This window comes from Pontibacter kalidii, from assembly GCF_026278245.1.
Classification (GTDB): Bacteria; Bacteroidota; Bacteroidia; order Cytophagales; family Hymenobacteraceae; genus Pontibacter; species Pontibacter kalidii.
Genome location: NZ_CP111079.1, coordinates 2,930,273 through 2,942,907 on the forward strand (window position 1 = coordinate 2,930,273; position 12,635 = coordinate 2,942,907).

A 12,635-nucleotide genomic window follows, 5' to 3' on the forward strand; every position below is an offset into this window, starting at 1 on the left:
ATGGCCGCCCTTCCGGGGCTCTATACTTCCTGCATCCCTTCCTAGCAGAACCCTGCTATACTTGTTTCTTATTTTAGGGAGTTGTAGAAATTAACGATGGCGATGAGCTGGTGCTGCTTTTCGTAAGTGAGCCTCTTCTCCTTCACAAATTTCTTCACCTCCCTGGACTTACTACCGAACAACTGTTGCAGGTCCTTACGCACGTTCCGGAGCGTTACAATCTCGCCGTCGGGCAGCATGATGTAGTACAGGCCCTTGATCTGGTCTATCCACTCGCTGCCCGGCACATAGTACTCCGAGTCATACAAGGCGTTGTGCGCGTAAAGCGGCGAGGCATCTCTATGCACATACTCCTCCCGCATGATCAGGGTGAAGGTGCCCTGGTTGAGCTGCTCGAAAAAGGTGGGTTTCTTAAAACCGGTATGATCGCGGCCAAGGTCCCAAGGCAGCGACCTGAACGTATAAGACCTGCCGCTGGGCTCCTCCTGGGCAACAAAATATTGCACATTTACAGGAGAGAAAGAACTCTTTGTTCCATCCTCATTTATGACACTGACCACCTCCTGTGCGCGGTAAAACGTGACGGGCCCGTAAATGGTATCACCCGAAGTAAGTACAACTTTGCCCGAAGGCCACTCCTGCACATCAACAGTAGGTCTATACTGCCCGGATGCCCCTATTGGCAACAGGCAAATTATCAGCATGACACAGAGCAGCCATGAGGTTAAATAAATATTGTTTTTCATAGTTTCCATCAACATTTCAGATACAATCCCTCACAAATAATCACACCCACCAGCACGCGTACGCGCTCATTTCCAGTATCTTATACTTTTTGTATGATTTTTAGGGAGAAAGGTTGCCTGTTTGCCGTAGCGAATGTGGGTGAAAACTAAAGAAACCTGCACAACTCGCTCTTGGCTTGCCGTGCAGGTTTAAATATGGGGGTGAGACCGCTTATTTATCGATCGTCAGGTTCTTCAGGATCTCGTGGCCCAGCTTGTCTCGCTTGGTGGTCAGGTACTTCTGGTTATGCTCGTTCGGCACTACCTCAATCGGCACGCGCTCCACCACCTCCAGCCCGTAGCCCATCAAGCCGGTGCGCTTGCGCGGGTTGTTAGATATAAGGCGCATCTTGCTAACACCCAGGTCACGCAGGATCTGCGCTCCCACACCGTAGTCGCGCTCATCCATGCCAAAGCCAAGCTCCAGGTTCGCCTCCACCGTGTCCAGCCCCTGCTCCTGCAGTTTGTAGGCCTTCAGCTTGTTCAGCAGCCCGATGCCGCGGCCCTCCTGGTTCATGTACACGACCACGCCCTTGCCCTCGCGCTCCACCATGCGCATGGCCTCATGTAGTTGCGGGCCACAGTCGCAGCGGCAGGAGCCGAAAATATCGCCGGTAACGCAGGAAGAGTGCACCCGCACCAGCACCGGCTCGCCTTCCTCCCAGGTTCCTTTTACCAGGGCCAGGTGCTTGGCACCGTTGCTTCGCTGGGTGAAGGCATACAGGTCGAACACGCCAAAGTCGGTTGGCATCTGCACGGCAATCTCACGGTCTATCAGGCTTTCCTTCTGCAGGCGGTAGGAGATCAGATCCTTTATCGAAATCAGCTTCAGGTCGAAACGCTCGGCCACTTTTACCAAATCCGGCAAGCGGGCCATGGTGCCATCCTCGTTCATGATCTCCACCAGCACACCAGCCGGCGCCAGGCCAGCCAGACGGGCCAGGTCCACGGAAGCCTCGGTATGGCCGGCGCGGCGCAGCACGCCTTCTTTCTTCGCCTTCAGCGGGAAAATATGCCCTGGCTTACCCAAGGAGTGCGGATCTGTGGTGGGGTCTACCAGTGCATAAATGGTTTTGGCACGGTCGGAGGCCGAGATGCCGGTGGTGCAGCCATGGCCGATCAGGTCTACCGATACCGTGAAAGGCGTGGCGTGCAGCGCGGTGTTACGGCCTACCATCAATTCCAGCCCCAGCTCGTCGCAGCGCTCCTCAGTAAGTGGCGCGCAGATAAGGCCGCGGCCGTGGGTTGCCATAAAGTTTACGATCTCCGGCGTAATCTTCTCGGCGGCGCAGACAAAGTCGCCCTCGTTCTCGCGGTCGTCATCGTCCACCACAATCACTACCTTGCCTTGGCGTATATCCTCAATGGCAGCCTCAATGCTGTCCAGCGGTCTGATATCACCAGTTGTATTGGTTTCCATATGTTATACTTTATGCCCGCACCGCCCATGGCGGCAGGACTGTTGATCTTTTGTAAAGCGATACAAAAATATAAAGTTTGTGCCGCAATTCTGCTATTTTAATGCATAACAGTTTTGGAGGGGAATTAGTTGAAGGAGGGCGGGATTTCAGGTTTGTCTGCTTCCCGTGCTATACTTGCCGGTGCAATTCTGTCAGCACTCATACTTGGTTATACTTTTATACTTGTCTGAACCGGGATTTACGGGATGAAGAGATCTTATACTTGAGTTATACTTTCCCCTTCAATTAATACTTTAGCTATATTTTATACCTGCCTTTTTCCATGGTGCAAGTCTTCAGACTTGTATCCTGCCATGGCGTCGGGTTTGCAACCCGACTGGCTTGAAGAGCCATACTTATATTTTGGCTATTCTTTATACTTGCTTGTTTATACTTCCATAGCCGTACATCGCTGCCGCGAGTTTGCAACTCGTGTCTTTTTATACTTGCTGCTATACTTTCCCTGGCGCAAGCGTCCGCTTGTGCCTCTTTTAGCCACGGCTTCCTTATCTTGATACAAGCTATACTTGCTAGCTGCCGTTCAACCACGGCTTTACAACCTACTCGCTTCATTTCTGACTTTGGCTCCCTCTAGGCCGGGAGGCCTCGTCCTCGGGCATCGCGCTGTGTACATTTCCTTTGCTTGACCTACGGTCTCCGCAATTTCGCTAAAGCGAAACCGTAAATCTACAAGGCGCTCAACCCAAGGACTGGGAACAGGTTCGATAGCTTCTTGCAATGTAACATGAACTAAAGTCCCCCTTTGAAGGGGGCAGGGGGATGACTATCACCTGCCGAAAACTCCCTCTCCTGTTTTAAGGAGAGGGTTGGGGTGAGGTGAAATTCCCCTCCTGGGAGGGACCAGGGGTGGGGTTATACTTGTAGGGACAGGTCGCGACCTGTCCCCGCGCGATACCAGCAGATACGGAGCTCATACTTCATCCACAGCAATTACAGCCCCCCCTCCATAGTTAAGGAAGGGCAGGGGTGGTTGGGTCAGCGCTTCTAAAACACCACGATCCCGAGCATATCCCCTATCTGCTTGTGTAGCTTTTTTAGGTTCATGACAGCAACCAGGCGGTTCACCTGCTCCTGCGGATCGGTTACGATTTTCAGTTTCAGCGCCTCCTCGTCAATCATCAACTTCAGGTAAACGAACTTGAGGCGGAGCACGGCGCGTTCGGTTCCGTAGGGCAGCAGGTCGGTTTCATGGGGAACATAAATCTGGTGCGTGGCCCAGTTCGGGCTCAGTTCGTAGGGGTCTGAGAGCAGGTGGATGGCCTCTGTGCGGATCTCCTGGTCCGGGTAGTTGATAAAATCATCCGCGACAGGCACCGTACCCTGACTCAGTTTCTCCGTTACCAGTTCCACGAAACGGGCATACAGCGGCGTGCGGAAATCAATGTCCTCCAGTTGCTCCAGCATGTACTGACTGGTCGTCAGGCCATCGTCCAGCATGCGGTTGGGGTAGTTCAGCAGCATGCGCACGATCTCCCGCTCATACCTTTTGAGGACATCGGCATCAGAAGCAGGCTTTTCCGGCTCCTCTTCCGGCATCGGCGGTGCAAAATCAGGCTCCGGGCCGCCAGACCGCTGCTGTTGCTGCCGCCCCTGCAGGTGCATCTTGTTGTACTCCGATATGAGTACCTGCTCATCAATATCGAAAATAAGGCTGCAGCTGCGGAAGAACACTGTGCGCTTGATAGCATCCGGAATTTTGGAAATGGAAGCTACAACTTCTTTTATCGCCTCGGCTTTCTTGACAGGGTTACCGGCCGCCTCCTTGGCATAGAGGCTGGTTTTAAAGGAGATGAAATCCTGCGCGTGTTCATTCAGGTAAGCTTTGAAGGCCGTGTCGCCTACTTTCTGGATATAAGAGTCCGGGTCCTCGCCTGCCGGGAAAGTAACCACGTTCACGTTCAAGCCCAGTTCCAGGATCAGGTCTATCCCGCGCAGGGAGGCTTTGATGCCCGCCGCGTCGCCATCGTACAGTACGGTGATGTTCTGGGTGTAACGGGAAATTAGCTTGATCTGCCCCTCGGTGAGCGAGGTCCCGGACGAGGCCACCACGTTCTCGATCCCGCCCTGGTGCAGCGAGAGCACGTCCAGGTAACCCTCCACCATGTAGCACATGTCCTGCATGCGCATGGCCTGCTTTGCCTGAAACAGACCATACAGCACATTACTCTTGTGGTAGATGTCGGACTCCGGGGAGTTGAGGTACTTCGGGCTTTTCTTGTCGTTGGATTTGAGGGTGCGGGCTCCAAAGCCTACGACGCGTCCCGACACGTTATGGATCGGGAACATGACGCGGCCCCGGAAACGGTCATACTTTTTGCCGTCTTCCTTCACAATTGTCAGGCCCGATGCTTCCAGGTACTTCTGCTGATAGCCTGCTTTCAGCGCGGTGTCCGTCAGGTCAGTCCACTCCTCCAGGCTATAGCCCAGCTCGAACTTCTTGATCGTCTGCGCACTGAGCCCCCGCTGCTTTAAATAGGATTGTCCGATGCTTCCCTGCTCGTGGGCGCTCAGGCGCTGCTGGAAGTGCTTGGCCGCGAAATCAGATACGATGAACAGACTATCCCGCTCGCTCTGCTCCCGGGCATACTCCGGGTCGTGCTGCTCTTCGGGTATCTCAATACCATACTTCTTGGCCAGGTACTTAATGGCCTCCGGAAAGCCGGTGCCCTCCACATCCATGATAAACTGCACCGAGTTACCCGCCTTGCCGCAGCCAAAGCACTTGTAGATGCCCTTGGCGGGTGATACCGAGAAGGATGGGGATTTCTCGTGGTGGAACGGGCAGCAAGCCCACATGTTCTGGCCCTTTTTCTTGAGCGACACAAAATCGCCTACCACCTCCGCAATATCGGCCTGGGCAATAACCTGGTCAACTATTTCTTTTGGGATGAGGGACATGGGCAAAAAGTATGAGCGGATGACAAAGATAAGGGTTCTGTTGGATTTTGAGTACTTGATTCTTGCAATCCGGCTGGCCCGATGGCCATGCTCATATTCAAGCCAAACTTTCATACTCACTTTTTTATCCTTTCGCTGGCGCGAGCTTGTAGCTCGTGCCTTTGTACTTTGGCTATACTCCCATAGCCACCGCTTCACGCAACTGGAGCCAAGCTATCCCTACTAGCTTCTGTTCATCCTCCAGACTTACAAGCCTACAGTTGCACCTCCTGCTTTGGCTCCCTCTAGCCCGGGAGGGCTCGTCTTCCCGCATCGCGCTGTGTACATTTCCTTTGCTGTCGCAATTTCGCTAAAGCGAAACCGGAAATCTACAAGGCGCTCAACGGAAAGACTGGGTTCGGTTTTCGATAGCCACCGCTATTTGTCATCTCGACCTGTGGGAGAGATCTCTTTAGGATTCCAGATAGAGCTCTCGCTTCGTTCGAGGTGACAGGGAGAGGGGCAAGTATGATTCCCCTCCTGGGAGGGGCTAGGGGTGGGTTATACTCTTGTAGGGACAGGTCGCGACCTGTCCGCGCAATGGCAGCAACTATGCAATTTATACTTTAGCAGGAGTAATTACAGGCTCCCCTCCTTAACCAAGGAGGGGCAGGGGTGGTTGGACCCTGTAACGGGAAACTCCCTCCCCTACTTTTTGGGGAGAGCTGGGGAGCGGTGATCCCAGGTGAGAGGCAGGCGTGGCTGCATCGCTTCTCAAACAAAGTATAAAATCAATGTTTAGCGTCTAAAGTATAGATAAAAGCTTATTTTTGAACTTATACTTTACATCCCCGATCACCCTATGAAGAAATACGCTACTCCGCTTCAGCTACTTGCCTCGTTCATACTTATACTTCTCGCACCGGCCACTTGGGCGCAGAAACTAACCTGGGAGCCGCGGGAGGACCTCAACATCCTTCTACCGGCATCTATAAAGGTATATGAAACCAACGGCACGCTGAGCGACGGGGCACCACTCCGCGCCATGTATGCCCGGGTAGACCTGCGCGACAAAAACCTGAAGCTGCGGGCAGTTGGAGATCCAACTAATCGGCAAACCACGCTCGAGCATTACCAGGACCACAACGCGATACTGGCCATCAACGGCGGGTACTTTGCCGCGACAAGGTCGGTAAGCCTCTATATTTCTGACGGAGAACTAAAGGAGCCAGGCGTTTTCAAGTCGAAGAGCGGCGTGATCACCCGTGGCGCCTTCGGCATGGTTAACGGCCGGCCCGAGATCACCTGGACGCACAGCCCGCTGGAGAATTTGATTTACCAGTATAGCCAGCCTAACCGGCCGGGGCAGCCTGACCCAACTGCCAAGTCAGGAAAGCTGTGGCTTCCAAACCAGGCTGTGGGCGGCGGCCCGATGCTCGTGAAAGAGGGCAAGTTAGTGGATGTGGGAACGGTAGAAGGTTTTGGCGCAGGGCATTTGGCCCGAAACCCGCGTACGGCCATCGGGTACCTTGATGCCCATACTTTAGTGATGGCAGTGGTAGACGGACGCCAGGGTGCCAGTGCCGGGGTGACCATCCTGGAACTGGCCAAGCTCATGCACGACCTTGGCTGTGTGGATGCGGTGAACCTGGACGGTGGGGGTTCCTCCGCCATGGTGGCAGCCGACGAAGTAGTTAATATTCCGACAGATGTGCCGAACGGCAACCGCAACAGCCTCCGCAAAAACGCCAATGCCCTGGTGCTGACCGAGCAGCAGGCAAAGCCCAAACGCGACATCACCTACATCGACACCGACAGCGAGCATTACACCGAGTACGGCCTCTGGCGCCACACCAACCACGCCAGCTTCTATGGCACTACCCTTTCGCGCCACGCCTCTGCCGGAAGCGCCTACAACAAGGCAACGTATGACTTCAAAAGTATAGCCAAGGGCAAATACCAGCTCGCGGCCTGGTGGACGGTGGACACCAGTAGCAATGCCCGAAATGTACCTTACGTGCTGCATCACAGCGGCAAAACCGATACGCTGTATATAAACCAGAAAACCTACGCCACCAGTGGCCGCTGGAACGTGCTGGGCAATTTTATACTCGGCCCCGGCGATCACCTGGAGCTCTTGGGACGGGGCGAGGGCAAAAAAGTAGTAGCTGATGCCGTGCGCCTGGTGGCCATTGAAAAGTATCCTGAGCTGCCCGCACGCCGCGGCGACCTGCGCCTGGCTGTGATCAGCGACCTAAACTCCGGCCTCGGCGCGGCCACCTACGAATGGCAGGTGGACAGCATCATGCAGCGCATCCCGCGTATCTGGCAGCCGGACCTGGTGGTTTGCGGCGGCGACATGGTGGCAGGCCAGGGTGTATCGGAGGCAGAGACGCTGCAGAAAATGTGGCGTGGGTTTGACAAGCACATCGCCACCCCGCTGCGCAAGGCCAACATCCCGTTTGCCTTTACGCTCGGCAATCACGACGGCTCCCGCTCCTTTGCCGTAGAGCGCAACGCGGCCGGTACCTACTGGACCAAGCCCGGGCACCTGCCCAACCTGACGTTCATCGACAAGAGCCATTTCCCCTACTACTACTCGTTCGTGCACGGAGAGGCTTTTTTTGTTTCCTGGGAGGCTTCCTCACCGGAAATCACCGAGGAAAACATGCGCTGGATGGAGACCCAGTTTGCCAGACCGGAAGCACAGCGAGCGAAGTATAGATTTGTGCTAGGGCACATGCCGCTCTACGGTGTGGCGCAAGAGCGCGACTCCAAAGGTAACCTGCTTAACAACCCGGAGAAGCTGCAACAGCTGCTAGAAAAATATAGGGTGCACACCTACATCAGCGGGCATCAGCATGCTTACTACCCAGGCAAGCGCGGCCAGTTGGAGTTGCTGAATGCCGGTGCAGCTGGTTCCGGCCCGCGCTCCTGGCTTACGCTGGAGAAAGCCCCTGTAAACACCGTCACGCTGGTTGATATCTTCTACGACCAGGACACGCTCATCTACACTACCTACGATATTGGCAAAGAAGCCTCGCAAGACATGGTAGTGTTTGACGAGAAGGTGCTGCCACAGTTCATCGAGAGTGTGAACGGCTATCTCATCCGCCGCGATGTACGAATATCTACCCAAGCCTCCGGCACGTTCTCCGCTTTCCACCAACCTAGTGCTCAACAGGCAGCCGGCACAGGCTCAGCACAAGTGCAGGTGCGTGATGGTAAGGTAAATATTACGGGGGAATTCAGCGGGCTGCAGGAAAAAGTAGCCACCATTGCCCTTTACCGTGGTCGGCATACAGAGCCGGGCGAAGAGATGCTGCCGATGAAGGTGAGATCCAGGAACAAGCGCAAAGGCAGCTTCAGCGGAAGTATAGCTATGCCTGCCGGCTTCGACAAACTGCTATCGGTGGGGGCCTTCCACATCCGCATTAAAACAGACAAAAACCCGGACGGCGAACTAAGGGCGCAGCTTTACCCGGCTGCCAACCAGGCCCCTGCGGCCGTGGCCGTGAGCTCCCACAACAACCGCAACGTGTACGCCGTTCGCGATACGGAGGCGCTCTACAGCGTGAAGTGGGAAAAAGCCGTTGACCCGGATGGCGATTTCGTGTCCTATACTTACCAACTGGCTACCGACTCCTCTTTCCAAAACCTGTTGTGGCACAAGAGCACTGGCCGTGTGGCAAGTGTGAAACTCCGCGAGCAAGACTGGTATGCGCTGCTGCAAAAAGCTGCCGAGGGCGAGGCCGTCAATTTCTTCCACCGTATCATCGTCTCCGATGGCAAGCACATTGTCCACGGTCCGGCACAGGCGTTTAGGCTCATGAAGAGCAACGAGCCGCTGGAGGACTTCGTGGAGGTGCCGGCTCCGAAGTATAAGTTTGAGGGCAAAATAGCCGAAGGCGCCGGCTACGGAGCCAAGTGGGACAAGCAGGGCAAGCTTTGGCTGGCTAGCTACAACGGCACGCTGCACATCCAGAACCCGGACGGCACCCCTGCCTCTTTCTCCCCCCTGGAAAAAGTGCGTATCAACGGGGAGGAGTATACTCTGAGAACGATCGGCGGGATAAGCGTAGATGCTGACGGCAACATCCTGGTAGCGCGCAACAGGCATTTACTGAAGCTTGATGCCGCGACCGGCGAAGGGATAGCCGCCTGGGAAGTGCCTGCCGGTGGTAGGGCCATCACCTCGCCCCGTGTAAACGACAAAGGCGAGATCTATGCCATGTCGTTGTTCGGCGAGGACCCGAACTATGTATTGAAGCAGAGCGAGAAGGCGCCGCATACGTTAGAACTGATACGTACCCTTGCCTTGCCCGAGCGCATCCTGGCCCGCGAGTTTGCGATGACACCCGATGGAAAAACGCTCTACTTCCCGAACTCCGGAAGCCCCTACATACAAGTATACACCAGCCAGGATGGCATAACGTATAAGCAGCAGGAGAACATCACCAGTATAGCTGCCGGATGCAACGCCATCGAGGTGGGCCCCAACAATACCCTCTGGGCCGCCGTGCGCCCCAGCGGCGTAGTGCCGGCCACCTTCCACTTCCGTGATGAGCAAAGCAAGAAAATGTGGACACTGGAACTGCCTGAGCTAGACGGGGCCGAAGCCCGTGGACTAGGTGTATCTGCCTCCGGCGACACCCTCATTTTCTGCAGCTGGGACAAAGGAGGCGGGTTTTACAGGTATGTGCTGGAGCCAGAAAGTGAGGCTGCAACTGTTGATGAAGCTACTGAGGAAGTACAAAGTATAAATGCTACTGCACCCAAGGCAGAGGGGCGAAAGCGTAAGAAAAAGTGAGGAGTTTTAGTGCTGTAGTACCGGTCCAACCACCTCTGTCCCTCATCACCTCACCCCAACCCTCTCCTAAGAACAGGAGAGGGAGCTTTCCTTTATAGGGTCCAACCACCCCTACCCCTCCTAAACCGAGGAGGGGAGCCTGTAACGGCTTTAGCCAAAGTATAAGTTTCATAGCCGCTGTTCTCGCGCGGAAAGGTCGCGACCTGTCCCTACAAAGTCTAAACCCACCCCTAACCCCTCCGAGGAGGGGAATTCTGTAGCACCGGGCCCAACCACCCCTGCCCCTCCTTATCCAAGGAGGGGAGCTCGGTTCAAGCCCTGTCAGCAGCAGCTATCGAAATGATACCCAGTCCTTGGGTTGAGCGCCTTCTATTGATGCGGTGCTGAGCTTGCTCAGCAGCCCGGAGCGGCAGCGAGGAGCAGCTTCAATAGACAGCGCGATGCCAAAGGACGAGCCCTCTCGGGCTTGAGAGCACCAAAGCCAGAAATGAAACTATAGGCTTGTGGGGCTGAAGGATCAGCGGTCGCTAGATAGGATAGCTTGTTTCAAGCTGAAGGAAGCAGAGGCTAAGGGAGCAAAGCTGTAGCAAGTATGGCTTTTCAAGCCACCCGGATTACAAATCCGAGAGTATAATAAGGCACGGGTTGCAAACCCGCGCCAGCGGATGCTTGAGAGCAGAAAGTAAATTATGCAACTGTAGGCTTGTAAGACTGAGGATGAACAAGTGCTAGTAAGGATGGCCTGTGTCAAGTTATAGGGAACAACGACTAAGAAAGTATAAGAATAGCCAATCGAGTATAAAGTATGGCCCTACAACCTACCGCCAATCATCAACTGGAAAGCAACCCCTCATACAACCTGTAATTCTCCTCATCAAAACACACAAATACCACCCGCTTTATGCTTGTGTTGTGCTCCTGCAAGTATGATTTTACCGTCTCCACCGCCACTTTCGCGGCTTTATCCTTTGGATAACCATACACCCCCGTGCTGATGTTGGGAAAAGCTATACTTTCCACACTATTCTCCCCGGCCAACCTGAGGCTGTTGCGGTAGCAGTTGGCCAGCAACTCCGGCTCGCCTTTGCGTCCGCCGTTCCAAACGGGGCCTACAGTATGGATGACATACCTGGCAGGTAGGTTTCCGGCTGTCGTGATCACGGCCTCTCCGGTGGGGCAGCCGCCCTGTCGCGCCCGGATCTGCTTGCACTCCTCCAGAATAGCCGGGCCGCCGGCGCGGTGGATGGCACCATCCACACCTCCGCCGCCCAGAAGGCTGTTATTGGCCGCATTCACCACGGCACCTACCTCTACCTTTGTAATATCGCCTTGCCGTACTTCTATCGCTGTTTCTCTCATAGTATACATACTTTACTTCCGGTGCTCATACGCAGCAAACGGCGTCTGTACTTTTACCTGCTGCAAACACTCTATTTCCAAATCTTCTAATTTCCACATCTACAAGTCTCCCTCCCTAAAACTATTACCAGCTTATACTTGTTGCATGAGTAAAGTTTGCCTTTTCAGGAGGAAGATTTGTTCGTACCTTTGCAGGGCATTCGCAAACAATACTATGGCTATCACAAAAGAAGATATACTAAAAGCCCTCAGCTATGTGGAGGAGCCGGACCTGGGCAAGGACCTGGTGACGCTCAACATGATAGAGGATGTGCAGGTGGATGGTAAAAACGTCAGTTTCACGGTGATCCTGACCACGCCAGCCTGCCCGCTAAAAGACCTGATCCGCAACGCCTGCGTGAACGCCATCCACGCGATGGTGGATAAAGAAGCAGACGTAACGGTGAACATGACCTCGCGCGTTACTTCCGGTCGTGGCGACACCTCCGAGGTGCTGCGTGGCGTGAAGAATATCATCGCCGTTGCCTCTGGTAAAGGCGGTGTAGGCAAGTCTACCGTTACCTCTAACCTGGCTATTGCGCTGGCCGAGAGCGGCGCCCGCGTCGGCCTGATCGATGCGGACATTTCCGGCCCTTCCATCCCGACGATGTTTGGTGTGGAGCAGGAGCGCCCGTACATGGTACAGGGAGACCATGGCAAGAACTACATCCAGCCGGTAGAAAAGTACGGCGTCAAAATGATGTCGATCGGCTTCCTGACACCAGCCGATGGCGCGGTGGTTTGGAGAGGCCCGATGGCCAGTTCTGCGCTACGCCAGTTTATCTCTGACGTGGAATGGGGCGAGCTGGACTACCTGTTGCTGGACCTTCCTCCGGGAACCTCCGACATACACCTGACGATGGTGCAGGCCCTGCCGGTAACCGGTGCGGTGATCGTGACCACGCCGCAAAAAGTAGCCCTGGCAGATGCCGTGCGCGGTGTGCAGATGTTCCGACAGCCGCAGATTAACGTGCCTGTGCTGGGCATTGTGGAAAATATGGCGTACTTTACACCTGCTGAGCTTCCGGAGAATAAATATTACATCTTTGGCCAGGGCGGCGGACAGTCGCTTGCCGAGAAGTTCAACGTAGCCCTGCTGGGCCAGGTGCCAATCGTGCAGAGCATCCGCGAGAGTGGCGACGAAGGAACTCCGGTGGTATTGCAGAACGATTCTCCGGCCAGCGGTGTTTTCAAAGAGTTGGCCCAGGCTGTAGCCCAGCAGGTGTCGCTGCGAAACGCCACCATGGCCAAAACAAAACCAGTAGAAATTAAAACCTAAAGAAT

The 12,635-nt window shown here is 54.8% G+C and carries 6 protein-coding genes; 2 read left to right on the forward strand and 4 right to left on the reverse strand.

All coding sequences use genetic code 11. The features are described 5' to 3' along the window. Nucleotides 1–68 precede the first annotated feature (68 nt). The 3 genes from OH144_RS12325 to dnaG form a co-directional block, all read right to left on the reverse strand. On the reverse strand, nt 69–746 hold the full coding sequence (locus OH144_RS12325; protein ID WP_266202542.1) for a hypothetical protein: 678 nt from the start codon (nt 744–746) through the stop codon (nt 69–71). A gap of 211 nt (nt 747–957) precedes the next feature. Then, entirely contained in the window at nt 958–2,205 is a 1,248-nt protein-coding gene (locus tag OH144_RS12330) for a bifunctional 3,4-dihydroxy-2-butanone-4-phosphate synthase/GTP cyclohydrolase II (protein ID WP_266202543.1), read from the reverse strand. 1,045 nt (nt 2,206–3,250) lie between these two features. After that, nucleotides 3,251–5,164 carry a DNA primase gene (gene dnaG / locus OH144_RS12335; protein WP_266202544.1) on the reverse strand — a complete coding sequence of 638 codons (1,914 nt, stop codon included), beginning with the start codon at nt 5,162–5,164 and terminating at the stop codon, nt 3,251–3,253. An 841-nt stretch (nt 5,165–6,005) separates the two neighbouring features. Between dnaG and OH144_RS12340 the strand changes: the two genes are divergently transcribed. Further along, nucleotides 6,006–9,953 (forward strand): phosphodiester glycosidase family protein, encoded by a 3,948-nt coding sequence (locus OH144_RS12340; protein WP_266202545.1) that lies wholly within the window; start codon nt 6,006–6,008, stop codon nt 9,951–9,953. An 831-nt stretch (nt 9,954–10,784) separates the two neighbouring features. On the opposite strand, the gene OH144_RS12345 is transcribed toward OH144_RS12340, so the two are convergent. Next, complete coding sequence (locus tag OH144_RS12345; RefSeq protein WP_266202546.1) at nt 10,785–11,312, reverse strand: O-acetyl-ADP-ribose deacetylase; 528 nt, start codon at nt 11,310–11,312, stop codon at nt 10,785–10,787. A gap of 214 nt (nt 11,313–11,526) precedes the next feature. Here OH144_RS12345 and OH144_RS12350 point away from each other — a divergent pair, with 214 nt between their 5' ends. Beyond that, complete coding sequence (locus OH144_RS12350) at nt 11,527–12,630, forward strand: Mrp/NBP35 family ATP-binding protein (protein WP_266202547.1); 1,104 nt, start codon at nt 11,527–11,529, stop codon at nt 12,628–12,630. Nucleotides 12,631–12,635 lie beyond the last annotated feature (5 nt).